23 protein-coding genes are annotated in these 25,054 nt (G+C 61.9%); 20 read left to right on the forward strand and 3 right to left on the reverse strand.

What is annotated here, in order from left to right; genetic code table 11:
* Nucleotides 1–374 precede the first annotated feature (374 nt).
* The 10 genes from ACXAF3_RS09525 (at nt 375) to ACXAF3_RS09570 (ending at nt 9,582) form a co-directional block, all read left to right on the forward strand.
* On the forward strand, nt 375–1,715 hold the full coding sequence (locus ACXAF3_RS09525; protein WP_475112062.1) for a Na(+)-translocating NADH-quinone reductase subunit A: 1,341 nt from the start codon (nt 375–377) through the stop codon (nt 1,713–1,715).
* 2 nt (nt 1,716–1,717) lie between these two features.
* Entirely contained in the window at nt 1,718–2,929 is a 1,212-nt protein-coding gene (locus tag ACXAF3_RS09530; protein ID WP_475112063.1) for an NADH:ubiquinone reductase (Na(+)-transporting) subunit B, read from the forward strand.
* The gene (locus ACXAF3_RS09535) at nt 2,922–3,704 is read left to right on the forward strand and encodes a Na(+)-translocating NADH-quinone reductase subunit C (RefSeq protein WP_475112064.1); all 783 of its coding nucleotides are present in this window, start codon (nt 2,922–2,924) and stop codon (nt 3,702–3,704) included. Before ACXAF3_RS09530 ends, ACXAF3_RS09535 begins: the two co-directional genes overlap by 8 nt.
* 2 nt (nt 3,705–3,706) lie before the next feature.
* A complete protein-coding gene (locus ACXAF3_RS09540) occupies nt 3,707–4,378 on the forward strand; it encodes an NADH:ubiquinone reductase (Na(+)-transporting) subunit D (RefSeq protein ID WP_475112065.1) in 672 nt (223 codons plus the stop codon).
* 2 nt (nt 4,379–4,380) lie between these two features.
* Nucleotides 4,381–4,989 carry an NADH:ubiquinone reductase (Na(+)-transporting) subunit E gene (gene nqrE, locus ACXAF3_RS09545; RefSeq protein ID WP_067153436.1) on the forward strand — a complete coding sequence of 203 codons (609 nt, stop codon included), beginning with the start codon at nt 4,381–4,383 and terminating at the stop codon, nt 4,987–4,989.
* Nucleotides 4,990–5,007: 18 nt separating this feature from the next.
* A complete protein-coding gene (gene nqrF, locus ACXAF3_RS09550) occupies nt 5,008–6,231 on the forward strand; it encodes an NADH:ubiquinone reductase (Na(+)-transporting) subunit F (protein ID WP_475112066.1) in 1,224 nt (407 codons plus the stop codon).
* 102 nt (nt 6,232–6,333) lie between these two features.
* Nucleotides 6,334–7,347, forward strand: coding sequence for an FAD:protein FMN transferase (locus ACXAF3_RS09555; RefSeq protein WP_475112067.1), 1,014 nt, complete (start codon nt 6,334–6,336; stop codon nt 7,345–7,347).
* Nucleotides 7,344–7,580: a (Na+)-NQR maturation NqrM gene (nqrM, locus tag ACXAF3_RS09560; protein WP_475112068.1), complete on the forward strand. Its 237-nt coding sequence runs from the start codon at nt 7,344–7,346 to the stop codon at nt 7,578–7,580. The genes ACXAF3_RS09555 and nqrM overlap by 4 nt, the downstream gene beginning before the upstream one ends.
* A 143-nt stretch (nt 7,581–7,723) precedes the next feature.
* Complete coding sequence (gene sthA, locus ACXAF3_RS09565) at nt 7,724–9,121, forward strand: Si-specific NAD(P)(+) transhydrogenase (protein WP_475112069.1); 1,398 nt, start codon at nt 7,724–7,726, stop codon at nt 9,119–9,121.
* On the forward strand, nt 9,118–9,582 hold the full coding sequence (locus tag ACXAF3_RS09570) for a thioesterase family protein (protein WP_475112070.1): 465 nt from the start codon (nt 9,118–9,120) through the stop codon (nt 9,580–9,582). Before sthA ends, ACXAF3_RS09570 begins: the two co-directional genes overlap by 4 nt.
* Before the next feature lie 68 nt (nt 9,583–9,650).
* Here ACXAF3_RS09570 and ACXAF3_RS09575 read toward each other — a convergent pair whose 3' ends face one another.
* Both ACXAF3_RS09575 and ACXAF3_RS09580 read right to left on the reverse strand, forming a co-directional pair.
* Nucleotides 9,651–10,031, reverse strand: a complete 381-nt coding sequence (locus ACXAF3_RS09575) for a hypothetical protein (RefSeq protein WP_475112071.1) — start codon at nt 10,029–10,031, stop codon at nt 9,651–9,653.
* Between the two features lie 37 nt (nt 10,032–10,068).
* A complete protein-coding gene (locus tag ACXAF3_RS09580) occupies nt 10,069–10,365 on the reverse strand; it encodes a hypothetical protein (protein ID WP_475112072.1) in 297 nt (98 codons plus the stop codon).
* A gap of 425 nt (nt 10,366–10,790) precedes the next feature.
* Between ACXAF3_RS09580 and ACXAF3_RS09585 the strand changes: the two genes are divergently transcribed.
* The 4 genes from ACXAF3_RS09585 to ACXAF3_RS09600 all read left to right on the forward strand — a co-directional run bounded on the left by ACXAF3_RS09585 (nt 10,791) and on the right by ACXAF3_RS09600 (nt 15,824).
* Complete coding sequence (locus ACXAF3_RS09585) at nt 10,791–12,422, forward strand: alpha/beta hydrolase (protein ID WP_475112073.1); 1,632 nt, start codon at nt 10,791–10,793, stop codon at nt 12,420–12,422.
* 41 nt (nt 12,423–12,463) lie between these two features.
* Entirely contained in the window at nt 12,464–13,705 is a 1,242-nt protein-coding gene (locus ACXAF3_RS09590; protein WP_475112074.1) for a lipoprotein-releasing ABC transporter permease subunit, read from the forward strand.
* Between the two features lie 111 nt (nt 13,706–13,816).
* Nucleotides 13,817–14,572, forward strand: a complete 756-nt coding sequence (gene lolD, locus ACXAF3_RS09595; RefSeq protein ID WP_475112075.1) for a lipoprotein-releasing ABC transporter ATP-binding protein LolD — start codon at nt 13,817–13,819, stop codon at nt 14,570–14,572.
* A complete protein-coding gene (locus ACXAF3_RS09600) occupies nt 14,565–15,824 on the forward strand; it encodes a lipoprotein-releasing ABC transporter permease subunit (RefSeq protein ID WP_475112076.1) in 1,260 nt (419 codons plus the stop codon). Before lolD ends, ACXAF3_RS09600 begins: the two co-directional genes overlap by 8 nt.
* A 17-nt stretch (nt 15,825–15,841) precedes the next feature.
* Here ACXAF3_RS09600 and ACXAF3_RS09605 read toward each other — a convergent pair whose 3' ends face one another.
* Nucleotides 15,842–16,372 (reverse strand): DUF2062 domain-containing protein, encoded by a 531-nt coding sequence (locus tag ACXAF3_RS09605; RefSeq protein ID WP_475112077.1) that lies wholly within the window; start codon nt 16,370–16,372, stop codon nt 15,842–15,844.
* Nucleotides 16,373–16,702: 330 nt separating this feature from the next.
* On the opposite strand from ACXAF3_RS09605, the gene ACXAF3_RS09610 reads away from it, so the two are divergent.
* The 6 genes from ACXAF3_RS09610 (at nt 16,703) to ACXAF3_RS09635 (ending at nt 25,052) form a co-directional block, all read left to right on the forward strand.
* Nucleotides 16,703–17,398: a GntR family transcriptional regulator gene (locus tag ACXAF3_RS09610; RefSeq protein ID WP_475112078.1), complete on the forward strand. Its 696-nt coding sequence runs from the start codon at nt 16,703–16,705 to the stop codon at nt 17,396–17,398.
* Between the two features lie 7 nt (nt 17,399–17,405).
* Entirely contained in the window at nt 17,406–18,284 is an 879-nt protein-coding gene (prpB, locus tag ACXAF3_RS09615; protein WP_475112079.1) for a methylisocitrate lyase, read from the forward strand.
* 82 nt (nt 18,285–18,366) lie between these two features.
* The gene (prpC, locus tag ACXAF3_RS09620) at nt 18,367–19,494 is read left to right on the forward strand and encodes a bifunctional 2-methylcitrate synthase/citrate synthase (protein WP_475112080.1); all 1,128 of its coding nucleotides are present in this window, start codon (nt 18,367–18,369) and stop codon (nt 19,492–19,494) included.
* A gap of 332 nt (nt 19,495–19,826) precedes the next feature.
* Nucleotides 19,827–22,427: a Fe/S-dependent 2-methylisocitrate dehydratase AcnD gene (gene acnD, locus ACXAF3_RS09625; protein ID WP_475112081.1), complete on the forward strand. Its 2,601-nt coding sequence runs from the start codon at nt 19,827–19,829 to the stop codon at nt 22,425–22,427.
* Between the two features lie 111 nt (nt 22,428–22,538).
* Complete coding sequence (gene prpF / locus ACXAF3_RS09630; protein ID WP_475112082.1) at nt 22,539–23,717, forward strand: 2-methylaconitate cis-trans isomerase PrpF; 1,179 nt, start codon at nt 22,539–22,541, stop codon at nt 23,715–23,717.
* Nucleotides 23,718–24,029: 312 nt separating this feature from the next.
* Entirely contained in the window at nt 24,030–25,052 is a 1,023-nt protein-coding gene (locus ACXAF3_RS09635) for a hypothetical protein (RefSeq protein WP_475112083.1), read from the forward strand.
* The last annotated feature ends 2 nt before the right edge of the window (nt 25,053–25,054 follow it).

The raw sequence follows: 25,054 nt of genomic DNA on the forward strand, positions 1-25,054 counted from the left end.
CGGCCCCGCGGGGCCGCTCCGCCCGTCCGGGGCGGCCGTGCCGGTCGCCCCGGTCATCCCTCCCAAATTGCTGTTTTTTCAGCAAAATTTTCCTAGAAGATCGGCAATTAGACCGCTTCCACACTGGTAAACCCCCGAGCCCATCTTTATAATGCGCGCGATTTTGCGGGGCCTCCGTGCGCCGAGACGTTAGCGTGCGCCAAAGCGGTGGTTTACAGTGGTTAGCTTCCCCCTGCCTGACCCCGGGCAATGCGGTTTAAGTCCTCGCAGCGCGAATTTCCTCGAAGTGGCTTTGCGGTCCAGGTGCGGTATCCGGCCTCTGGCTGCAAGGCCATTTTGCATATTTTTTAAACTAGAAACTTAGGCATAGGCGTATGAGAAAGATCCGTCGGGGATTGGATTTACCCATATCCGGCGCGCCCGAGCAGGTCATCCACGATGGTCCTGCGCTCAAGACCGTCGCTGTGCTCGGCCCCGATTACCACGGGATGAAGCCGACCATGGCGGTGGCCGAGGGGGATAGCGTCAAACTCGGACAGCTGCTGTTTACCGATAAGAAGACCGAAGGCGTGCGCTACACCGCACCGGCCGCCGGCCGCGTCGTGGCGATCAACCGCGGCGCCCGCCGCGTGCTGCAATCCGTAGTCATCGAGATCGACGGTGACGACGCGGAGCAGTTCGCGGCCTACAGCGCCGACCAACTGGCCAGCCTGACCCGCGAGCAGGTGGTGCAGAACCTGGTCGAGTCCGGTCTGTGGACCGCACTGCGCACCCGCCCCTACAGCAAGGTGCCGGCCCTGGACGCCGAACCGGCTGCGATCTTTATCAATGCCATGGATACCAACCCGCTGGCGGCGGATCCGGCCGTGGTGATTGCCGAGCAGCGCGACGCCTTCGCCCAGGGGGTGGAAATCCTCTCCAAGCTGGCGGATACCACCTACGTCTGCACTGCGCCGGACGCCGATATTCCGGTTCCCAGTGCCGCCAACATCCGCCGCGAGGCCTTTGCCGGTCCGCACCCGGCAGGCCTGTCCGGTACCCACATTCATTTCCTGAGCCCGGTCAAGCCCGGCCGCAGCGTATTCACGATCAACTACCAGGACGTGATCGCCGTCGGCAAACTGTTTGCCACTGGCCGGCTGTTCACCGACCGCGTCGTCGCCCTCGGCGGCCCGCAGGTGGACAAGCCGCGCCTGCTGCGCGCGCGCCTCGGCGCCAACCTGGACGAGCTGACCGCCGGTGAAATCAAGGCCGGTGACAACCGCGTCATCTCCGGCTCCGTCTTCGGCGGTCGCACCGCGGCGGGTCCGCTCGCTTTCCTGGGCCGCTACCACAACCAGGTCAGCGTGTTGGAAGAGGGGCGCGAGCGTCCCTTCCTGCACTACCTGCGCGCGGGCAACAAGCGCTTCTCGATTCTGCCGATCTACCTGTCGCGTCTGTTCAAGAACCGCAAGTTTAACTTCACCACCAGCACCAACGGCTCCGAGCGCGCGCTGATGCCGATCGGCACCTACGAGCGCGTGATGCCGCTGGATCTGATGCCGACTCAGCTGCTGCGTGCACTGATCGTCGGAGACACAGCCACCGCCCAGCAGTTGGGCGTGCTGGAACTGGACGAAGAAGATCTGGCGCTGTGCACCTTCGTGTGCCCGGGTAAGTACGAATACGGCCCCATTTTGCGGGACAACCTGACCCGTATTGAGAAGGAGGGTTAAGGATGTTGCGTAAGTTCCTCGATTCCATTGAGCCGCACTTCCACAAGGGCGGCAAATACGAGAAGTTCTATGCCCTCTACGAGGCGGTGGATACCGGTCTGTTCCAGCCGGCGGAAACCACCAAGGGCACGGCGCATGTGCGCGACGGTATCGACCTGAAGCGCATCATGATCTCCGTGTGGGCGGCGGCACTGATTCCGATGTTCTACGGCATGTGGAACGTCGGCTTCCAGGCGAACACCATCATCGAAGGCATGACCAATCCGGAGCTGGCCGGTTGGCGCCACGCGATCATCGGCGCACTGTCCGGCTATGATCCCAACAGCACCTGGGACAACTTCGTGCACGGGGCCATGTACTTCCTGCCCATCTATTTTGTCACCTTCGTGGTGGGCGGTTTCTGGGAGGTGCTCTTCGCCGCGGTGCGCGGCCACGAGGTCAACGAGGGTTTCTTCGTGACCTCTATCCTGTTCGCACTGGCCTGTCCGCCGGACCTGCCGCTGTGGATGGTGGCCATGGGCATCAGCTTCGGCGTGGTGATCGGCAAGGAAGTCTTCGGCGGTACCGGTAAGAACTTCCTGAACCCGGCCCTGACCGGCCGCGCCTTCCTGTTCTTCGCCTATCCGGCCAGCATGTCCGGCGACGCGGTCTGGACCGCGGTGGACGGCTACACAGGCGCGACAGCCCTGTCTGTGATGGCCAGCGAGGGTATCCAGAACGGCGCCGTGGGCGTGCCTACCGGCCAGCTGACCTGGATGGATGCCTTCCTCGGCAATATGCACGGCTCCATCGGTGAGACTTCGACGCTCGCGATCCTGATCGCCGGCGCCATCCTGATGTTTATGAAGATCGCCAGCTGGCGCATCGTCGCCGGCACCATGCTGGGCATGATGGCCACCGCCTTCCTGTTCAACATGATCGGCTCCGACACCAACCCGATGTTCAATGTGCCCTGGTACTGGCACCTGGTGGTGGGCGGCTTTGCCTTCGGCCTGATCTTCATGACCACCGACCCGGTTTCCGCCGCCATGACCGATACCGGCCGCTGGTGGTACGGCATCCTGATCGGCGTTATGTGCGTACTGATTCGCGTGGTGAACCCGGCCTTCCCGGAAGGCATGATGCTGGCGATTCTGTTCGCCAACCTGTTCGCACCGCTGTTTGACCACTTCGTGGTGCAGTCCCATATCAAACGGAGGTTGGCACGTGGCTAATAAAGATTCCGTCAAGGGCACGCTGCTGGTTGCCCTGGTAATGTGTCTCGTCTGCTCGGTGGTGGTTTCCACCGCGGCAGTCATGCTGAAGCCGGCGCAACAGGCCAATGCGGCGCTGGACATGAAGCGCAACGTGCTGATGGCCGGCGGCCTGATCCAGGACGCCCACGCCAGTTCCGACGAGGTCGAGAAGGCCTTCGAGTCTGTGACTGTCAAGTATGTGGACCTGCGCACCGGCAAGTTCACCGACGAAGCGCCGGCCGGCGGCAGCGGCCGCGCCGCGGCCAAGATTCCGTCCGCCAGCGAAAAGCTGGCGCCGGAGCAGGATACCGCCAAGATCATCCGCCGCGAGAACACCAAGGAGGTGTATCTGGTGGAGAAGGATGGCGAGCTGCAGCGCATCATCCTGCCGGTGCGCGGCTACGGCCTGTGGGGCCAGCTGTACGGCTTCCTCGCCCTGGAGAGCGACCTGAAGACAGTCGCCGGCCTCGGTTTCTACGAGCACAAGGAAACCCCGGGACTGGGCGGTGAGGTGGACAACCCCAACTGGAAGGCCCAGTGGATCGGCAAGCAGGTCTACGACGCCGAAGGCAATGTGGATATCGACGTGATCAAGGGCAGCGTCGACCCGAACAGCCCCAACGCCATTCACCAGGTGGACGGCCTGTCCGGCGCGACTCTGACCAGTAACGGCGTCGACAACCTGGTCAACTTCTGGCTGGGCAGCGAGGGCTATGGTCCCTTCCTGAAAAATCTGAAAGCAGGGGAGGCGTGAGCATGAAAGTGAAAGACACTCTGCTAGAGCCGATTTTCAACAACAACCCGATTGCGCTGCAGATCCTCGGTATCTGTTCCGCACTGGCGGTCACCAGCTCGCTGCAGGTCACCCTGGTGATGTGTATCGCGCTGACCACCGTGGTGGCCTGTTCCAACGTGGCGGTGTCCCTGATCCGCAACCAGATTCCGAACAGCATCCGCATCATCGTGCAGATGACCGTGATTGCGTCTCTGGTAATCCTGGTGGATCAGGTGATCAAGGCGGTGGCCTACGACATCTCCAAGCAGCTGTCGGTATTCGTCGGCCTGATCATCACCAACTGTATCGTGATGGGCCGCGCGGAAGCCTTCGCGATGAAGAACCCGCCGCTGCCGAGCTTCCTCGACGGTGTCGGCAACGGCCTCGGCTACAGCGTGATCCTGATCGGGCTGGCTTTCATTCGCGAACTCTTCGGTGCCGGCAAGCTGTTCGGCGCGGAAATTCTGCAGACGGTCAGCAATGGTGGCTGGTATATCCCCAACGGCCTGCTGCTGCTGCCGCCTTCCGCCTTCTTCCTGATCGGCCTGTTTATCTGGGCCATCCGTACCTGGAAGCCGGCGCAGGTGGAAGAGGACGAGTTTGTGATCGCGCCCAACTCTAAACCGCTACCGGCACAAGCGCAGGAGGCCTGATCGTGGAGCATTTTATTTCATTGATTATTCGCGCCGTTTTCGTTGAAAACATGGCGCTGGCCTTCTTCCTCGGCATGTGTACCTTCCTCGCCGTGTCGAAGAAGATCGAGGCGGCCATCGGCCTGGGTGTGGCGGTGATCGTGGTGCTGACTCTGACAGTGCCGGTCAACAACCTGATCTACACCTACCTGCTGAAGGACGGCGCCCTGGCCTGGGCCGGCTACCCGGACGTGGACCTGAGCTTCCTCGGACTGCTGTCCTACATCGGCGTGATCGCCGCGCTGGTACAGATCCTGGAGATGTTCCTGGATAAATACGTGCCCGCGCTCTACAACGCGCTGGGTGTGTTCCTGCCGCTGATCACCGTGAACTGCGCCATCATGGGTGCGTCCCTGTTCATGGTGGAGCGCGAGTACAACTTCGGTGAGAGTGTCGCCTACGGTTTTGGCGCCGGCCTCGGCTGGGCGCTGGCGATCACCGCCCTGGCGGGAATCCGCGAGCGCCTGAAGTACAGCGACGTGCCGGATGGCCTCAAGGGTCTGGGTATCACCTTCATCACCGTTGGTCTGATGTCCCTGGGCTTCATGTCATTCGGCGGCATCGACATCTAAGCGGGGGAGCACAATAGAATGAATATTGAAATCATCCTCGGCGTAGCCATGTTTACCGTCATAGTGCTGGCGCTGGTGGCGGTGATCCTCGTCGCCCGCTCGCGCCTGGTAAACACCGGCAACGTCAACATCCTGGTCAACGGTGAGAAGACTCTCACCGTGCCCGCCGGCGGCAAGCTGCTGCAGACCCTGGCGGCCAACAACCTGTTCCTCGCCTCCGCCTGTGGCGGCGGCGGCAGCTGCGCCCAGTGCGTGTGCGTGGTCAAGTCCGGCGGCGGCGACATGCTGCCCACCGAGGCCGCGCACTTCACGCCGCGCGACGCGAAGGAGGGCAAGCGCCTCTCCTGTCAGGTCGCAGTGAAGCAGGATATGGAAATCGAGGTGCCGGAAGAGGTGTTCGGTGTGAAGCAGTGGGAATGCACTGTGGAATCCAACCCGAACGTGGCCACCTTCATCAAGGAGCTGACCCTGAGACTGCCGGAGGGCGAGAACGTCGACTTCCGCGCGGGTGGCTATGTACAGCTGGAGGCGCCGCCCCACCACGTGAAATTCTCCGATTTCGACATCGAGGAACAGTATCGTGGCGACTGGGAGCACTTCGGCTTCTTCAAGCTGGAGTCCAAGGTGGACGAGCCGATCGTGCGCGCCTACTCCATGGCCAACTACCCGGAAGAAAAGGGTATTGTGAAATTCAATATCCGTATCGCCACGCCGCCGCCGCGCACCGAAGGTGTGCCGCCGGGCCAGATGTCTTCCTACGTGTTCAGCCTCAAGCCGGGCGACAAGATCAAGGTGTACGGTCCCTTCGGTGAATTCTTCGCCAAGGATACCGACAACGAGATGGTGTTTATCGGTGGTGGTGCCGGTATGGCGCCGATGCGCTCGCACATCTTCGATCAGCTGAAGCGTCTGAAGTCCAAGCGCAAGATCAGCTTCTGGTACGGCGCCCGCTCTCTGCGCGAGATGTTCTACCAGGACGAGTACGACAAGCTGCAGGAGGAGTACGAAAACTTCACCTGGCACGTGGCCCTGTCCGACCCGCAGCCGGAGGACAACTGGACCGGCTACACTGGCTTCATCCACAACGTGGTCTACGAGAACTACCTCAAGGACCACCCGGCGCCGGAAGACTGCGAATACTACATGTGCGGACCGCCCATGATGAACGCCGCAGTCATCAACATGCTCAAGGAGCTGGGCGTGGAGGATGAAAACATCCTGCTGGACGACTTCGGTGGCTGATCGGGGAGCTTCAGTTTGCGCAAAGCAATCCGAGTGCCGATAACAACAAAAACAGGGCCCGATTTTCCGGCCCTGTTTTTGCTTTTTTGGCGGCCGTTGAAAATGCGGAAGCTGTGGCTGCTCGGCTGCCTGCTGCTCCTGTGCGCCTGTTCGCCGGCACAGAGGAGCTGGCAGCTGGAGGGCCCGACCATGGGTACCCGCTACCACATCACCGTGGTGGATGTGCCGGCGCAGGTAAAAAGGGCGCAGTTGCAGCAGCTGATCGACGCCGAGTTGCAGCGGGTCAACGACGAGATGTCGACCTATATCGACGATTCCGAGTTGATGCGTTTCAACCGCGGTCCGGTGGGCGAGGCGGTACCGGTCAGCGCACACCTGGCCGAGGTGGTGGCGCTCTCACTGGATATCTACCGCCGCAGCGGCGGCGCCTTTGAGGTGACCGTCGGCCCGCTGGTGAACCTTTGGGGCTTCGGTCCGGAGCCGGAACCGGAGACGGTGCCGAGCGATGCGGAAATAGAGGCGCTGTTGCAACAGGTGGGCTCGGATGCGCTCGCCGTCGAGCGCAATCCGGACCGCATCACCCGCAGCCGCGCGGTGGAGATAGACCTGTCGGCCATTGCCAAGGGGCACGGTGTCGACCGGGTCGCGGAGCTGCTGGAAGCGCAGGGTATCCGCAACTATCTGGTGGAAATCGGTGGTGAACTGCGCACCCTGGGTAAAAATCCCAGGGGCAAAGACTGGCGCATCGGTATCGAGAGCCCGGACCCCGCCGGGCGCGTGGTGCAAAAGCCGATTTCGGTAAGCGGAAAGTCCGTCGCCACCAGCGGCGACTACCGCAACTACTATGAGCGCGACGGCGTGCGCTATGCGCACAGTATCGATCCGCGCAGCGGTCGCCCGCTCAGGCACCGCCTGGCCTCGGTCACCGTGATCGCGGAGACCTGTGCCGAGGCGGACGGGCTCGCCACGGCGCTGAATGTGCTCGGTGCAGACGCGGGATTAGAATTGGCAGAGCGGGAAAATCTCGCCGTGTTTATGTTGGTGAAAACCGACGAGGGCTTCGAAGAGCGCTACAGCAGTGCCTTCGCGCCCTATTTGGAGAGGTCTGAGAAGTGACAGTATTTATTTTTGCCTTTGTCGCCATGCTGCTGATCGTCACCGGCATGGCCCTCGGGGCCATCCTGCAGAACAAGCCGCTGAAAGGCTCCTGCGGCGGTCTCAACAATATCGGCATGAAGCAGGACTGCGCGATCTGCGGCGGCGACGACGACGAGTGCAAGAAGGAGCAGGAGCGCCAGCAGCGCCGCGCGGAACAGGCAGAACTGGCCTACGACGCGACCAAACGCTGAACGTTTTTCCCTCCTCGGGAGATGCCTTTGTAGGAGCGGCCCATGGCCGCGATTGGACTCTGGGTCAATGTCTGACATCGATCGCGGCCATGGGCTGCTCCTACACTGGCAAGCGAATTTAACGAATAAAACAGAGCTTGTAGATGGCAGAGCAAAAGTACGACCTGGTAGTAATCGGCTCCGGCCCCGCCGGCGAGGCCGCAGCCATGAGTGCCGCCAAGAAAGGCATGCGCTCGGCAGTGATCGAGAAGCACCACGTGGTGGGCGGCAACTGCACCCACAAGGGCACCATCCCCTCCAAGGCCCTGCGCCACTCGGTCAAGCAGCTGATGCGCTACAACACCCAGAGCGTTTTCCGCGCCCTGGGTGAACCGCGCCGCCTGACCTTCCCCCAGGTCATGCGCACGGTCAACAAGGTCATCAACTACCAGGTGGAAATGCACACCGCCTTCTACGCGCGCAACCGCGTCGACCTGATTGTCGGCGAGGCCAGGTTCCGCGACGCCAACAGTGTCGAGGTCGTGCTGCCGGACGGCGCCACCGAGATAGTCTCAGCGGACAAGTTTGTCATCGCCACCGGCTCGCGCCCCTACAGGCCCGCCGATGTGGACTTCGATCACCCGCGGGTTTACGACAGCGATACCATCCTGGATATGCAGCATACGCCGCACTCCATCATGATCTACGGCGCCGGTGTGATCGGCTGCGAATACGCTTCGATATTCGCCGGCCTCGGCGTCAAGGTGGACCTGATCAATACCCGCGGCAGCCTGCTGGAATTCCTCGACGACGAGATCTCCGATGCGCTCAGCTACCACCTGCGGGATATGGGCGTCACCGTACGCCACCGTGAGGAGTACGCCCGGGTGCTGCCCACCGACAGCGGCGTGATCATGGAGATGCAGTCAGGCAAGCGCATTCACGCCGACGCGCTCCTGTGGTGCAACGGCCGCACCGGCAATACCAGCGCTCTGGGCCTGGAGAATATCGGCCTCGAGGCCAACCACCGCGGCCAGCTGAGTGTCGATGATCACTACTGCACCGAGGTGGAAAATATCTACGCCGTGGGTGATGTGATCGGCTGGCCCAGTCTCGCCAGTGCCTCCTACGACCAGGGCCGCGCCGTGGCCTCCGCCATCGCCGGTCGCGGTCACCGCGTGATCGAGGATGCGCCCACCGGTATCTACACGCTGCCGGAGATTTCGTCGGTGGGCAAAACCGAGTCGGAACTGACCGCCGCCAAGGTGCCCTACGAGGTGGGGCGCGCGCTGTTCAAGCACACGGCGCGGGCGCAGATTTCCGGCGAGCGGGTCGGTATGCTGAAAATCCTCTTCCATATCGAGACCCGTGAAATACTCGGCATCCACTGCTTCGGCGCCGAGGCGGCGGAGATTGTGCATATCGGCCAGGCGATCATGAAACAGCCGGCGCCGAACAATGTGATCGACTATTTCGTCAACACCACCTTCAACTACCCGACCATGGCCGAGGCCTACCGCAGCGCGGCACTGGACGGCTTGAACAGAGTGGCGCGCTTGTGACAGAACCATCCCCGAGTGAATTCCGCGAGCTGGTGAAGGGGTTCTTCGAGCAGATCCCCTTCAACCGCCAGATAGGCCTGGAGATGCGCGAGCTGGACCTGGAAAAGCTCACCCTCTCCGCGCACTTCGAACTGCGCCCGGAGCTGATCGGCAATATCTGGAAAAACATCCTGCACGGCGGCGTTATCGCCACCGCGCTGGACACCGTCGGCGGCCTCACCGCGATGGTGGCCGCCTACCAGCGCCTGGGCGATATCGACTGGCAGGAGAAGACCGAGCGGCTGTCGAAACTCGGTACCGTGGATATGCGCGTGGATTATTTAAAGCCGGGCAGGGGGCAGCACTTTATCTGTCACGGCTCGATTCTGCGCACCGGCAACAAGCTGGTGGTGACGCGGATGGAACTGCACAACAATGAGAATGAATTGATCGCTACCGGTACGGCGACTTATCTCTACTGAGCCCCGTACCGGTGGGAAGCGGTCGCCTGTGTAGGGCCCGCCGTCCGGTCTGTTGACTTGCCGTGGCGTCAGCCGGCGGGCGCCATAGACATCTGCTGCTTGACCTCCTCGCAGGTCGACTTCTGTTCCGCCTCGGACATAGCTTCCCATCGCTCGGTCGCTGCGCTCTCGCTGCTGGTGAAGGCCCGATCGAAGCCGCTGGTGTCCATGCCGGATTCTTTGAGCTGCTCAAGCTGCTGTTGTTTCATTTCCGCCAGCTGCTCGCTGGAATAGTGTCCGCAGGCTCTGGCGATGGCGTGCAGGGTGCCGCTGAACTTGCCCAGCTGGCCCGCCACGTCCGGCATAACCAGCTGGGCCGGATCGGTTTGCGCGCCGGCTGTATGGCTAAGGGCGAAAGTTGCGATGGCCAGGCCGAGTGCCCGGCGAATGGAAATCTGCGATTTCATCATTGGTTTTCCCTCCCTGGAAATGAATTCGATCAGGTGATCAGCCGCGGTGTTTCTTCACCGTATGCAGCGCCACATCCCACTCAAAGTACACATAGAAATCCGCGTACTCCCAGCGGGTGATGGCCGGTTCGCCCACCGGGCCCTGGATGCCGATCGGCTCGCCGAGGCGCGCGCTGACTTCATCTTTCTTCAGGCCGCGCACCTGTTCCACATAGGTGTCGTCGCCCTGGGCGCCGACCGGCACTTCGATGGTCTCGGCCTGGGCGCCGAGGGCCAGGCTCAGGGCGGCTGCGCCGGCGATGGTGGGGATGCGGTTGCGGAGTCTGCTGAACATTTGTCCTTCTCCGGGGTTCTTGGGAACCTCTGAATAACTCCATGGCCTCTCTGGCTTTCAGAGCGGTTCACAATCAAGGCGCGACTTTGCAGGAATGTCTAGACCTTTCAAAAGTCGCAACGCAGAGTGTGAATCGCTCTGAAAGCCCCGCAGGGCGGGCCCTGAAGCATGCACCTGCGGCGTTGCAGCTCTTGCAAAGGGCCGAGCCATTCGCTGCGAGCTGCGCCTTGCATCTGCACGCTTCAGGGCCCGCAGAGAGGCTATGGAGTTATTCAGAGGTTCCCTTGTTCTGTATTTGCCGGTCAATTAAAGCAGAAATCCGCCCTAAACACCTGGATTTCTTCACGTTTTCCGCCGCCGCTGCCGGGCGTACCGAGGGTATATGCTAGGCTGTAGATCGAATCTTGTCCTGCGGGCTGCTACCGATGCGACTTGGACAATTCTTTTCCGCTCCGGGACTGCTGCTGGGTACCGTCTTCTTCGCGCTTTCCCTGACGCCGTCGCTGATTCCCCGCAGCGACCTGGTCCAGGGGGGTATTTCCGGCGTGACCTTTGCCGCCGGCTACGCCGTGGGCGCTTTCCTCGCCTGGCTCTGGTCCTATCTCGGCCTGCCGCTGCCGGCGGGCAAATTCCGGCGACTGTTGCTGTGGATAGCCGCGGTCCTGGCCGCGCTGCTGGCGCTGGCGTTTCTGTTTCGCGCCAGCCACTGGCAGAACTCGGTCAGGGCATTGATGGGGCTGGAGGAGGTGTCCGGCATACGCCCCTTTACCGTGGCACTGGTGGCGCTGGTGGTATTTCTGTTGCTGCTGTCGTTGGCCAAGCTGTTTCGGCGCATCCTGTTTTTCGTCGCGCGCGGGCTCGAGCGCCTGATTCCGCGGCGCGTGTCCCTGCTGCTGGGGCTGGTGGCGGCCTTCTGGCTGTTTTGGGCGCTGGTCAACGACGTACTGATTTCCGCGGCGCTGCGCACGGTGGATTCCATCTACCAGCAGCTGGATGCGCGTATGCAGCCGGATATCAGCGCGCCCACCGATCCCGACAAGCCCGGGGGCAGCGCCTCGCTGCTGCGCTGGCAGGATATGGGGCACCAGGGGCGCCGCTACCTGGCGCTGGGCCCCACAGCGGCCGAGATAGGGGCCGTGACGGGCGAGGCGATGCAGCCGATCCGTGTCTACGTTGGGCTGAACGCGGCGGAGACGCCGGCGGAACGCGCGCGCCTGGCCCTGGAGGAGCTGGTGCGGGTGGGCGGCTTCGAGCGCTCGCTGCTGGTGCTGGTTACGCCGACCGGCACCGGCTGGATAGACCCGGGCGGCATCAACTCGGTCGAGTTCCTGCACCGCGGGAATATCGCCAGTGTCGCGGCCCAGTATTCCTATCTGCCGAGTCCCATCGCGCTGATGACCGAAGATGCCTACGGCAGGGAGACGGCCGAGGCGCTGTTCCAGGCGATTTACGGCTACTGGCGCGAGCTGCCGCGGGAATCGCGACCGAAGCTGTACCTGTTCGGCCTGAGCCTCGGGGCGCTGAACTCGGACCGCTCCTTCGATTTCTACGACATCATCGACGATCCCTTCCAGGGCGCCCTGTGGGCGGGGCCGCCGTTTCGCAGCGATACCTGGCGGGACGTGACGGCGCACCGGGATCCTGGTTCGCCGGCCTGGCTGCCCCAGTTCGGCGGCGGGGCGGTGGTGCGCTTCGGCAACCATTTCGGCGGCTACCGGGAGGGCGCCAAGCCCTGGGGCGCCTTTCGCATCGCCTACCTGCAGCACGCCAGTGACCCGATCGTGTTCTTCGAGCCGCAGGCGCTGTTCCGCAGGCCGGCCTGGATGGAGATACCGCGGGGGCCGGATGTCTCCCCGGATCTGCACTGGTACCCGATAGTGACCATGTTCCAGTTGGCGGCGGATATGCACGCGGGCGTGGCGCCGATGGGCTATGGACACAGCTACGCGCCGGCGGATTACCTGCGCGCCTGGCTGGCGCTGACGGAGCCCGCGGGCTGGAGCGCGCGGGATCTGGAGCGGCTGCGGGAGAAGCTGGAAACCTATAACATTAAGTAAATACTTGGATTTTCCGGCGTTTTTCCGCTTAAATCACCCGCATGAATAAACCTGTCCCCCTGTTTATCGGCCTGCGCTATGTGGCCGCCCGCCGCCGCCAGCAGTTTATTTCCTTTATCAACGGCTTCTCGCTGCTTGGAATGGCGCTGGGCGTTCTGGCGCTGATCGTCGTGACCTCGGTCATGAACGGCTTCGACCGCGAGTTGAAGACGCGCATACTGAGCGTGGTGCCGCACGGTTTCGTCGAAAAGGCCGGCGGCCTCGAGGACTGGCGCGGCGCCGCCGCCGAGTTGGAAAAGCAGCCCCATGTGGAGGCGGCCAGCCCCTTCGTGCGCGGTTTCGCGCTGCTCAGTGCAGGCGGTGGCAGCCACGGCGTCGAGTTTCAGGGCGTGGACCCGCAGGCGCTGCGCAGCGTCTCCGCCGTCGGCGAGCATATGCTGATGGGCAGCCTGGATGCGCTGCAGCCGCGCAGTTACCAGATAGTGCTGGGGCGCATCCTGGCGCGCCAGCTGAATGTGATCCCGGGAGACAGCGTGGTGCTGACACTGCCGGAGGTGACGGTCACGCCCGCGGGGATATTCCCGCGCACCAAGCGCTTCACAGTGGCCGGTGTCTTCTCCGTCGGCGCCCAGGTGGACCAGAGTATGGCGCTGATGCATATCGACGATGCCGCGCGGCTGCTGCGTATGCCGGGCCGGGCCCAGGGGCTGCAGCTGCGCTTCGACGATATGGACAATGCGCTGGGGCGCGTATCCGCCTATGCGGCGGCGCTCGGCGAAGACTTCAAGGGCGAGGACTGGAGCCTGTCCCAGGGCAGCCTGTTCCAGGCCGTCAAGATGGAAAAAACCGTCGTGACCCTGATGCTGATGATTATTGTCGCGGTGGCCGCGTTCAATATCGTGTCCGCGCTGGTACTGATGGTGGCGGACAAGCGCTCGGATATCGCGGTGCTGCGCACCCTGGGGCTGACCTCGCGGCAGATAATGTCGGTGTTCGTCGTGCAGGGTAGTGCCATCGGCATTATCGGCGCCTTTATCGGCGCGCTCGCCGGCATACTGATCGCACTGAACCTGACCGAGATGGTCTCCTGGGTGGAGAATCTGCTCGGTGCAAAGATATTCGACCCGCGGGTATTTTTCGTCAGCTTCCTGCCGTCGGAATTCCGCCCCGGCGACGCCGCTATCGTGCTGACCGCGGCGGTGTCGATGAGCCTGCTGGCGACCCTGTTCCCCGCCTGGCGCGCGGCGCAGATAGAGCCGGCGGAGGCGCTGCGTTACGAATAAGTGTCAACGAATACTGTAGGAGCCTGCTTGCAGGCGATAAGGCGCGGTGCTCCGTAGCTTTTCGCCTGCAAGCAGGCTCCTACAGGGAGAAATAATCAGGCCAAAAATTTGATGAACAGCCAAGTGGAAATAAAAACCGAGCGGGCGATCCCCGCAAAGCCCGGCGACGGCGGGGCGGTGCTCGCCTGCCGCGGGCTGCGCAAGCGCTACCGCCAGGGCAACAAGGAACTGGAAGTGTTGCGCGGCGTGGAGCTGGAAGTGCAGCGTGGCGAAAAACTCGCGATCGTCGGCGCCTCCGGCTCCGGCAAGTCCACGCTGCTGAATCTGCTCGGCGGCCTGGATACCCCTTCTGCGGGGGAGGTCTGGGTTGCGGGGAAAAACCTCGCCGAGCTGGACGCGAACCAGCGCGGCTGGCTGCGCAACCGCAGCCTCGGTTTCGTCTACCAGTTCCACCACCTGCTGGGGGAATTCTCGGCACTGGAAAATGTGGCCATGCCGCTGCTGATCGGCAAACATTCGGTGGCGGAAGCGCGCGAGGAGGCCGCGGCGATGTTGAATGCGGTGGGGCTCGGCGAGCGCCTGAGCCACAAGCCGTCGCAGTTGTCCGGCGGCGAGCGCCAGCGGGTGGCCATCGCGCGCGCGCTGGTGACCCGGCCCGCCTGCGTGCTGATGGACGAACCCACCGGCAACCTGGACCGCGCCACGGCGAAAGAGATCCACAAGCTGATGGACAGGCTCAACAGCGAGATGGGGATCAGCTTCGTCATCGTCACCCACGATCCGGATCTGGCCGCGGCCCTGGACCGTTGCCTGCACCTGATCGACGGCAAACTGGAGGCCGACTGGCACGAGGGCGACCGTGTTTAGGCCGCTGCCTGCGTTTATCGGTCTGCGCTACGCCGGCGCGCAGCGCCGCAGCGAGGACTCCGCCGGCCTGGTGTCGTTTATTTCCGGCCTGTCGATGGTCGGCCTGATTCTCGGCGTGGCGCTGATGATCGTGGTCATGTCGGTGATGAACGGCTTCGACCGCGAACTGCGCGAGCGCATTCTCGGCATCATGCCCCACGCGACCATTTACAACGCCAGCCCGGATATCGACTGGCCGGCGCTGCGCGACCAGTTGGCGGCGGATCCGGAGGTGCTGGCTGCGGCCGAGGTGTGGCAGGTCAATGCGCTGGCACGCAAGGGCAGGGCGGTGACGCCGCTACTGGTGCAGGGCGTCAATCCGGACACTATCGTCCAGGTGTCGAATATCGGGCGTTTTCTCGATCCCCAGGCGTTTGCCGCGCTGGGGGATGCCGCCGACCCCGGGGTTGTCCTCGGGCGCGGCCTCGCGGAAAAACTGGGCGTGGAAGAGGGCGATCACCTGTCGCTGATTGTCCCCAACAGCGAAGGCGCCGATGGCGGCCGCCGCGCGGCGCGCCTGGCGGGCTTCAGGGTCGCGGATATCTTCCATTCCGGCACCGCGCTGGACCACTCCCTGGCGCTGGTCGCCTGGTCCCAGGCGCAGTCCCTCGCCGGTGGCAGCGGCGGCGCCGGTATACAGCTGCGCCTGGAGGAGATGCTGGAGGCCAACTGGATCATGCGCCGCCTGCTGCAGCAGCTGCCGGCGCAGGATTTCTACGGCAGTGACTGGAGCAGCACCCACGGCAACCTCTACCAGGCGATCCAGATGTCGCGCAACCTGGTGGGGCTGCTGGTGCTGCTGATCATCGCCATCGCCGCCTTCAATGTGGTCTCCACCCTGGTCATGGTTGTGATCGACAAGCACGGCGATATCGCGATACTGCGCACCATGGGCGCCAGCACCCGCGAGATTCTGCTCACTTTCGTCAGCCAGGGGGCGCTGGTGGGGCTGGTGGGCGCGGTGGTCGGCGGGCTGCTGGGTGTGCTCGGTGCGCTGACGGTGACCGATCTGGTGGCCGGGCTGGAGTCCCTGTTCGGTATCCAGTTTCTGAAATCCGATGTCTACCCGGTGGACTACCTGCCGTCGGAGCTGCAGTGGGGCGACGTGGCGCTGGTGGTGGGGGCGGGGTTCCTGCTCAGCCTGCTGGCGACGCTCTATCCGGCGCTACAGGCCAGCCGCGTACAGCCGGCGGCGGCGCTGCGCCACGAGTAGTGGCCGGCGCGCGCGAATCACTGGCCGCTGGCGATGGTGCGCTGCGCAATCCGTGTCTTCCAGCGCTTGACCACATGCCAGCGCCACAGCGCCTGCATCGCGAAGTAGGACAGGGTCGCGAAGAAAATGCCGGCCAGCAGTGAGCCGAAGAACAGCGGCATCCAGATTTTCCCCACCTCGGTAGTCAGCCACTCCCACGACAGTTCTATCCTGAAATCCAGCGGCGGCGTGCCCAGTATCCAGGCGCCCAGCTTGTAGGTGCTGTAGAAGATCGCCGGCATGGTCACCGGGTTGCTGATCCACACCAGGATCACCGACAGCGGCAGGTTGCAGCGAAACCACAGTGCCAGCAGCGCCGCGATAATCATCTGCCCGGGCAGCGGCAGGAAGCTGGTGAAGACACCCACGGCGAAGGCCACGGATACCGAGTGCCGGTTCAGGTGGAAGAGGTTGGGGTCGTGCAGCAGTGTGCCGAAGAACTTCAGGCCGCCTTTGGCGCGGATCTGCTCGGGTGTTGGCAGCCATCGCCTGATAATACTCTTCGGCATAACTCTGTTTACCCGGGTACCGGCAGCCTAGGGACTTTGTCGCAACTGGATAATGGGACGATTTGGGTGACGGAACCCTCCGCGCTGCCCCTGAATAAGCATAGAGTGCCGGGGCGGGTGGAGCACGGGCGTACCGACGCGGCCGCTATTATGCCCACTTCGCGGTTACAAGACTACCGTCCCGCCGGGTCGCGGCTTTTTCACAAAATTGTCAACACTTTAGCGGGTCTTGTCCGGTTGACTGCGGGATTGTGCTGGTTTATCGTCTTATCCCAATGAGATTGTCGACAATTCTGATCGACTCGGGAGCCGGTGAAGCTGGAGGGCGGATTGGAAGCTGGGCTGAAGGACGAAAAGCTGCGGGTGGCAGACGCGAATCAGAGTCTGGCGGAGCGCCTGTTTTGTACCCTGCGCGGCGAAATCGTCGAAGGGCGCATCGCCGCCGGCAGCAAGATCAGCGAGCCGGAGCTGGCGCGGCGCTTTGGTGCCAGCCGCGGCAGTCTGCGCGAGGCGCTGATGCGCCTGGAATCCCTCGGCCTGCTGGAGCGCCGCGTGCACGTCGGCGCGCGGGTCGTGGACCTGACCGAGCGCGGCCTGCTGGAGCTGTACGAGGTGCGCGAGGCGCTGGAGGGCATGGCCTGCCGCCTGGCCGCCGAGCACCGCACCGAAGAGGATCTGGCGGAGCTGCGCCAGATGCTGGCCCGCCACGAACAGCAGGAGGAACTGCAGGCGGGCAAGGCCTATTTCCAGCCGGAGGGGGATTTCGATTTTCACTTCCGCATAGTGCAGGCGTCCAAGAACGACCTGCTGATCGACACACTGTGCAATCGTCTCTACTACCGGGTGCGCATGTACCGCTACCAGCTGGGCATGGCCAGCCCGCGCGCCAGGCGCGCCTTCCGCGAGCACAGCCATATCATCGAAGCCATTGAAGCGGGGGATGGCGAGCTGGCGGAGCTGTTGATGCGCCGCCATATCCGCGCCTCGCGACAAAACATTGAAAAGAAACTGACGAGAGAAAATTGAGGTCGCTATGAGCCAGAAGCCTTCCGCCGGCGCGCGTTTTCGCCGCGCACTCGAAGAAAACCAGCCGCTGCAGGTGGTCGGTACCATCAATGCCTACGCTGCCATCATGGCCGAGCGCATCGGCCACAAGGCCATCTACCTGTCCGGCGCCGGCGTCGCCAACGCCTCCTACGGCCTGCCGGATTTGGGGATGACCAGCCTCGACAATGTGCTCGAGGACGTGCGCCGCATCACCGCCGCCAGCGAGCTGCCGCTGCTGGTGGATATCGACACCGGCTGGGGCGGCGCCTTCAATATTGCCCGCACCATCAAGGAAATGATCCGCGCCGGCGCTGCCGCCGTGCATATCGAGGACCAGGTGGCGCAGAAGCGCTGCGGCCACCGCCCGAACAAGGAGATCGTCTCCAAAGAGGAGATGGTCGACCGCATCAAGGCGGCCGTCGACGCGCGCACTGACGACGACTTCTTTGTCATGGCCCGCACCGACGCCTTCGCCCAGGAGGGCCTGGAGGCCGCTATCGAGCGCGCCCAGGCCTGCGTCGAGGCCGGCGCCGACGGCATCTTCGCCGAAGCGGTGACCGAGCTGGAGCACTACCGCGCGTTCAAGGATGCGCTGAATGTGCCTATCCTCGCCAATATCACCGAGTTCGGTAAAACCAAGCTGTACAATGCCAGGGAGCTGGGCGAATCCGGCGCGGATATAGTCCTGTATCCGCTGTCCGCCTTCCGCGCGATGAACCGTGCGGCGGAAAACGTCTATACCAGTATTCTGCAAAACGGCGACCAGCAGGCGGTGGTCGACACCATGCAGACCCGCGAAGAGCTGTACGACTACCTCAACTACCACGAGTTCGAGCAGAAGCTGGACCAGCTGTTCAAAAAGTAACTGGCAGAAACTTTGTAGGATGGGCACGCTGCGCTTTGCCCATCCTACAGCGTGAGAAAAATTCGACAAAAGGGGAAATATCATGGCAGAGAAAAAAGTAGGAGGCGCCGGCCTGCGCGGTCAGGTCGCCGGTAAAACCGCGCTGTCCACCGTCGGCAAGTCCGGCTCCGGCCTGACCTACCGCGGCTACGACGTCAAAGACTTGGCGGAGAACTGCGAGTTCGAAGAAGTCGCCTACCTGATTTTCTACGGCGAACTGCCCACCAAGGCGCAGCTGGCGGACTACAAGGGCGTGCTGAAGGGTATGCGCGGCCTGCCGCAGGCGCTGAAGGAAGTACTCGAGCGTATTCCCGCCGACGCCCACCCGATGGATGTGATGCGCACCGGCTGCTCCATGCTCGGCAACCTGGAGGGCGAGGAGTCCTTCGACCAGCAGCAGGAAAAAGCCAACCGCCTGCTGGCCGCCTTCCCGTCCATCATCTGCTACTGGTACCGCTTCACCCACGACGGCGTGCGTATCGAAACCGAGACCGATGACGACTCCATCGGCGGCCACTTCCTGCATATGCTGCGCGGCGAGAAGCCGAATGCGCTGCACGAGCAGGTGATGAACGTGTCCCTGATCCTGTACGCGGAGCACGAGTTCAACGCCTCCACCTTCACCGCGCGCGTCTGCGCCTCCACCCTGTCCGACCTGTTCAGCTGCATCACCGGTGCCATCGGCTCCCTTCGCGGCCCGCTGCACGGCGGCGCCAACGAGGCGGCGATGGAACTGATCGAGCAGTTCTCCAGCCCGGACGAAGCGGAGAAAGCGCTGCTCGGCATGCTGGAGCGCAAGGAAAAGATCATGGGCTTCGGCCACGCGGTCTACACCGAATCCGACCCGCGCAACGCCATCATTAAACAGTGGTCCGAAAAGCTGGCCGCCGACGTGGGCGACACAGTGCTCTACCCGGTATCCGTGCGCTGCGAGGAGGTTATGTGGCGCGAGAAGAAGCTGTTCTGCAACGCGGACTTCTTCCACGCCTCCGCCTATCACTTTATGGGTATCCCGACCAAGCTGTTTACGCCCATCTTCGTGATGAGCCGCGTCACCGGCTGGGCCGCCCACGTATTCGAGCAGCGCGCCGACAACCGCATTATCCGCCCGAGTGCGGAATATATCGGCCCCGAGCTGCGCAAAGTCGTGCCGATCGCCGAGCGCGGTTAATCGCCACTGTCGTCATCCCGGCGAAGGCCGGGATCCAGTGAGGTCGGAGAGTCCGAGGAGCTGGATTCCGGCATGCGCCGGAATGACGAAGTAAGAGATTTAGAGTTCGGAAAGAACTCCGAACTCGACGCGAAGGCCCTGATCCCGGGGGCTGTTTGCGGGACTTTTCACGGCCATGGATGGCCGTGGAGAGCGTACAGGGATGTATTCACAGCGTGTCCCGCAAACAGCCTCCGGGAGCAGGGCCGCCCAGCACTATCTACGGGCACGCTTTACCGACCCGGAAAGTCCGATCGCGGCCAACGGCCGCTCCTACAAAGCTGTAGCTAGCCATGATGAACACCGAATACCGCAAAAACCTCCCCGGCACGGACCTCGACTACTTCGATACCCGCGCCGCCGTCGACGCCATCCAGCCCGGCGCCTACGCCAAGCTGCCGTACACTTCGCGTATCCTGGCGGAAAACCTGGTGCGCCGTTGCGAGCCGGAAAAACTGACCGACTCGCTGAAGCAGATTATCGAGCGCAAGCGCGAGCTGGATTTCCCCTGGTTCCCGGCGCGTGTCGTCTGCCACGATATCCTCGGCCAGACCGCACTGGTGGACCTCGCGGGCCTGCGCGATGCGATTGCGGAAAAGGGCGGCGACCCGTCCAAGGTCAACCCGGTGGTGCCGACCCAGCTGATCGTCGACCACTCACTGGCGGTGGAACACCCCGGCTTCGAGAAGGACGCGTTTGAAAAGAACCGCGCGATCGAGGAGCGCCGCAACGAAGACCGCTTCCACTTTATCAACTGGACCAAGACCGCGTTCGAAAACGTCGACGTGATTCCGCCCGGCAACGGCATCATGCACCAGATCAACCTGGAGAAGATGTCCCCGGTGGTGCAGGTGCGCGACGGCGTCGCCTTCCCGGACACCTGTGTCGGCACCGATAGCCACACGCCAATGGTGGACGCGCTGGGTGTCATCTCCGTCGGCGTCGGCGGCCTCGAAGCCGAGAGCGTCATGCTCGGCCGCGCCTCCTATATGCGCCTGCCCGATATCGTCGGCGTCGAACTGACCGGCAAACTGAACCCGGGCATCACCGGCACCGACCTGGTGCTGGCCCTGACCGAATTCCTGCGCCGCGAACGCGTGGTCGGCGCCTACCTGGAATTCTTCGGCGAGGGCGCGGCCAACCTGACCCTCGGCGACCGCGCCACCATCGCCAATATGACGCCGGAGTACGGCGCCACCGCCGGTATGTTCGCGATCGACGAGCAGACCATCGACTACCTGAAGCTGACCGGCCGCGACGACGAGCAGGTGGCTTTGGTGGAGAAGTTCGCGAAGGAAACCGGCCTCTGGGCAGACAGCCTCAAAGACGCCGAATACGAGCGGGTACTGAAATTCGATTTCTCTTCCGTCGGCCGCAACCTGGCCGGCCCGTCCAACCCGCACGCGCTGCTGCCGGTGTCCGAACTGGCCGAGCGCGGCATCGCCAAGGAATGGGAAGAGAAAGAGGGCCTGATGCCCGACGGTGCCGTGATCATCGCCGCCATCACCAGCTGCACCAACACCAGCAACCCGCGCAATATGATTGCCGCCGGCCTGATCGCGCGCAACGCCAACAAGCTGGGCCTGACCCGCAAGCCCTGGGTAAAAACCTCCCTGGCGCCGGGTTCCAAGACGGTAAAAATGTATCTGGAAGAGGCCGGCCTGTTGCCGGAACTGGAGCAGCTGGGCTTCGGCGTCGTGGCCTTCGCCTGCACCACCTGCAACGGCATGAGCGGCGCGCTGGACCCGGCTATTCAAAAGGAAGTGATCGACCGCGACCTCTACGCAACCGCGGTGCTGTCCGGCAACCGCAACTTCGACGGCCGCATCCACCCCTACGCCAAGCAGGCCTTCCTGGCCTCGCCGCCGCTGGTAGTGGCCTATGCGATCGCCGGCACCATCCGCTTCGATATCGAGCGGGATGCGCTGGGTTATGACAAGGACGGCAAGCCGGTAACGCTGAAAGATATCTGGCCGAGCGACGAAGAGATAGATGCAATCGTCAAGCAGAGCGTCAAGCCCGAACAGTTCCGCGACGTCTATATCCCGATGTTCGATCTGGAGAAGGGTGAGAGCGAGAAGGGGAGTCCGCTGTACGACTGGCGCCCGATGAGCACCTATATCCGCCGCCCGCCCTACTGGGAGGGCGCGCTGGCAGGTGAGCGCACTTTGCGCGGTATGCGCCCGCTGGCGGTGCTGGGTGACAACATCACCACCGACCACCTGTCGCCGTCCAACGCGATTCTGCCGGACAGCGCCGCCGGCGAATACCTGGCGAAAATGGGCCTGCCGGAGGAGGACTTCAACTCCTACGCGACCCACCGCGGCGATCACCTGACCGCCCAGCGCGCCACCTTCGCCAACCCGAAACTGCTGAACGAGATGGTGCGCGACGAGAACGGCAATATCCGCCAGGGCTCGCTGGCGCGCATCGAGCCGGAAGGCAAGGTGACCCGCATGTGGGAAGCCATCGAGACTTATATGGAGCGCAAGCAGCCGCTGATTATCATCGCCGGCGCCGACTACGGCCAGGGCTCCTCCCGCGATTGGGCCGCCAAGGGTGTGCGCCTGGCGGGTGTGGAAGCCATCGTCGCCGAGGGCTTCGAGCGCATTCACCGCACCAACCTGATCGGCATGGGCGTACTGCCGCTGGAATTCCAGCCCGGCACCACGCGCAAAACCCTGGGCTTGGACGGCACCGAGACCTACGACGTGATCGGCGAGCGCACCCCGCGCGCGACCCTGACGCTGGTAATCCACCGCAAGAACGGTGAAAGCCTGGATGTCCCGGTAACCTGCCGCCTGGATACCGCCGAAGAGGTTTCGATTTATGAAGCCGGCGGCGTACTGCAGCGCTTTGCCAAGGACTTCCTCGAGGCGGAGGCAACCGCCTGATCAGAAGTCACTGTAGGAGCCTGCCCCGCAGGCGAAGGAATCGAGCCCCGATACTTTCGCCTGCAAGGCAGGCTCCCACAAAATGATTGAATGACTTTTGCCGAGAACACAATGAGCCACAAACCCCAAATAAAAATCCCCGCTACCTATATGCGCGGCGGCACCAGCAAAGGCGTCTTCTTCCGCCTGCAGGACCTGCCCGAACCCGCCCAGGTCCCCGGCGAAGCCCGCGACAAACTCCTGCTGCGCGTCATCGGCAGCCCCGACCCCTACGGCAAACAGACCGACGGCATGGGCGGCGCCACCTCCAGCACCAGCAAGACGGTCATCCTGTCCAAGAGCGAACAGCCCGACCACGACGTGGACTACCTGTTCGGCCAGGTCTCCATCGACAAGCCGTTCGTAGACTGGTCCGGCAACTGCGGCAACCTCACCGCCGCCGTCGGCGCCTTCGCCATCAACAGCGGCTTCGTCGCTGCCGAGCGCATCCCGCAAAACGGCATCTGCACCGTGCGCATCTGGCAGGCCAATATCAAAAAGACCATCGTCGCCCGCGTACCCATCACCAACGGTGAAGTACAGGAAACCGGCGATTTCGAGCTGGACGGCGTCACCTTTCCGGCGGCCGAAGTGCAGATCGAGTTTATGGACCCAGCCGACGGCGAGGGCGCCATGTTCCCCACCGGCAATCTGGTGGACGACTTGGAAGTGCCCGGCGTCGGCACCCTGAAAGCCACCCTGATCAACGCCGGCATCCCGACCATCTTCGTCAACGCCGCGGATATCGGTTACACGGGTGCCGAGTTGCAGGAGGCGATCAACGGCGACGACAAGGCCCTGGCCATGTTCGAAACCATCCGGGCGCACGGCGCAGTGAAGATGGGTCTGATCGAAAAGGTGGAAGAAGCAGCCGCTCGCCAGCATACCCCCAAGGTCGCCTTTGTCGCGCCGCCGAAGGACTACACTGCGTCCAGCGGTAAGCAAGTGGCAGCAGATGATATCGATCTGCTGGTGCGCGCCCTGTCCATGGGCAAACTGCACCACGCCATGATGGGCACCGCCGCGGTGGCCATCGGCACCGCGGCTGCTATTCCCGGTACCCTGGTGAACCTGGCTGCCGGGGGAGGGGAGCGCAATGCCGTGACCTTCGGCCATCCGTCCGGTACCTTGCGGGTTGGCGCGGAAGCGGAAGTGGTGAACGGTCAGTGGAGTGCCACCAAAGCCATCATGAGTCGCAGTGCGCGGGTTCTGATGGATGGCTGGGTGCGGGTGCCTGGCGATTCCTTTTAGTTTGCGTTGCAGTGGAGCCGCGAATAGCAGCGGGCACTACTCAGCTGGATTCGGAAGTCGAAAAAGCGAGCCTCAATTGAGGCTCGCTTTTTGTGTCTGCTACCTGGTGCTTAATATGAGTTATTGTCAAATCTGGTGTATGCCATCAGACGGGGTAGCCGCCTGATGCATACACCAGATTTGACAATAACTCTGAAAATTACAATTAAAGACCATTCCAAAATATCGGATGGAATAAATAAAACTACCCACTACTATTATCTCACACTAGCATATTAAATGTCGTAGATTTCAAGCAGGAGTGCGCAAGAAATGGCTTCGGAATTTGAAACTGATACTAGTGCGACTTCTGAAACAGAAGTATCTCACGAAGAAATCTCTAGAGACACCACCCTCAACGAAACCAACTGCCCTCTGGACATGGATATCCTAGAAGAGAAAAAGATACTTAGCCCGGTGGAATTTTTACAAAACCAAGATGTGAGCGAAGATGAATTTACCGATTACTATGCAGCTGCAGATAAAGACGAGTTTATATCTAATCTTAAAAAACTTTCCAATATTGATGCCAACGAACCAAACTGGTTCGAAAGTGTCAAACGATTCATACAAGGATACAAAAGAGATCGAGATCACCTTGGCTTTACCTTGAAGCTGCCTATTTGCGAACTTCATTCACCGCACTTACCCAATTGCTATACTGTCGCGAATTTTTCAAACTCCAAATCTCAGGAAGAAAACCTCACAATTACAATTCTAGGCGCCCAATTCGGTGGAGGGAGACAATTCAAAGTAAGGCTCTCTGATCAAGCTGAATCAGAAAGTGAATGTTTAACGGTTATCGCTAACGCAACCATATATTTTCAGAAGTGGACATATCCTAACATAGCAGCCGTCAAAGATTTATATACTTTTGACCGGATTGATATAGACAGTAGGCATCTAAAATACTTAAAGGAAATTTTAGGGGAACACTACTGCTCTAACACCTACGACAGAGTACTGAGGAAGGTTGAAAACATCAAAAAAATCAACCCAGATATATTTTTTATCGATAGAGATTTTTCACTACTAGAGAGGGGTAAATTTAATTTCAAAGTAGAGGAAGAAGATTTAAAAAATAAGAAATATTCATTCGCACCACAATTTTCAATACCCTCAACTACTGGGCATGAAACAGTGGGCCTAGGAAGTCTAGAAGTTTCCATTGAAACAATAGTACACCGAGAGCATAAATTAGAGTTCCGTGTCGTACCTGGCCACAAGTATATCGTCTTCCCTAGAACCCCCGACTCTGCTTCTCTACAAATTTATTGGTCGGAAAAAAGTATCTGACG

This window comes from Microbulbifer sp. ABF4_143 (assembly GCF_056160225.1).

What these genes read in the sequence shown, in the direction of transcription:
- ACXAF3_RS09530 (WP_475112063.1), top strand. Translation starts at nt 1,718, where the DNA reads ATGTTGCGTAAGTTCCTCGATTCCATTGAGCCGCACTTCCACAAGGGC.
- sthA (WP_475112069.1), top strand. Translation starts at nt 7,724, where the DNA reads ATGGCAGAGCAAAAGTACGACCTGGTAGTAATCGGCTCCGGCCCCGCC.
- ACXAF3_RS09635 (WP_475112083.1), top strand. Translation starts at nt 24,030, where the DNA reads ATGGCTTCGGAATTTGAAACTGATACTAGTGCGACTTCTGAAACAGAA.
- nqrF (WP_475112066.1), top strand. Translation starts at nt 5,008, where the DNA reads ATGAATATTGAAATCATCCTCGGCGTAGCCATGTTTACCGTCATAGTG.
- ACXAF3_RS09525 (WP_475112062.1), top strand. Translation starts at nt 375, where the DNA reads ATGAGAAAGATCCGTCGGGGATTGGATTTACCCATATCCGGCGCGCCC.
- prpC (WP_475112080.1), top strand. Translation starts at nt 18,367, where the DNA reads ATGGCAGAGAAAAAAGTAGGAGGCGCCGGCCTGCGCGGTCAGGTCGCC.
- lolD (WP_475112075.1), top strand. Translation starts at nt 13,817, where the DNA reads ATGAACAGCCAAGTGGAAATAAAAACCGAGCGGGCGATCCCCGCAAAG.
- ACXAF3_RS09540 (WP_475112065.1), top strand. Translation starts at nt 3,707, where the DNA reads ATGAAAGTGAAAGACACTCTGCTAGAGCCGATTTTCAACAACAACCCG.
- prpF (WP_475112082.1), top strand. Translation starts at nt 22,539, where the DNA reads ATGAGCCACAAACCCCAAATAAAAATCCCCGCTACCTATATGCGCGGC.
- ACXAF3_RS09555 (WP_475112067.1), top strand. Translation starts at nt 6,334, where the DNA reads ATGCGGAAGCTGTGGCTGCTCGGCTGCCTGCTGCTCCTGTGCGCCTGT.
- ACXAF3_RS09590 (WP_475112074.1), top strand. Translation starts at nt 12,464, where the DNA reads ATGAATAAACCTGTCCCCCTGTTTATCGGCCTGCGCTATGTGGCCGCC.
- ACXAF3_RS09580 (WP_475112072.1), bottom strand. Translation starts at nt 10,365, where the DNA reads ATGTTCAGCAGACTCCGCAACCGCATCCCCACCATCGCCGGCGCAGCC.
- prpB (WP_475112079.1), top strand. Translation starts at nt 17,406, where the DNA reads ATGAGCCAGAAGCCTTCCGCCGGCGCGCGTTTTCGCCGCGCACTCGAA.
- ACXAF3_RS09585 (WP_475112073.1), top strand. Translation starts at nt 10,791, where the DNA reads ATGCGACTTGGACAATTCTTTTCCGCTCCGGGACTGCTGCTGGGTACC.
- acnD (WP_475112081.1), top strand. Translation starts at nt 19,827, where the DNA reads ATGATGAACACCGAATACCGCAAAAACCTCCCCGGCACGGACCTCGAC.
- ACXAF3_RS09605 (WP_475112077.1), bottom strand. Translation starts at nt 16,372, where the DNA reads ATGCCGAAGAGTATTATCAGGCGATGGCTGCCAACACCCGAGCAGATC.
- ACXAF3_RS09575 (WP_475112071.1), bottom strand. Translation starts at nt 10,031, where the DNA reads ATGATGAAATCGCAGATTTCCATTCGCCGGGCACTCGGCCTGGCCATC.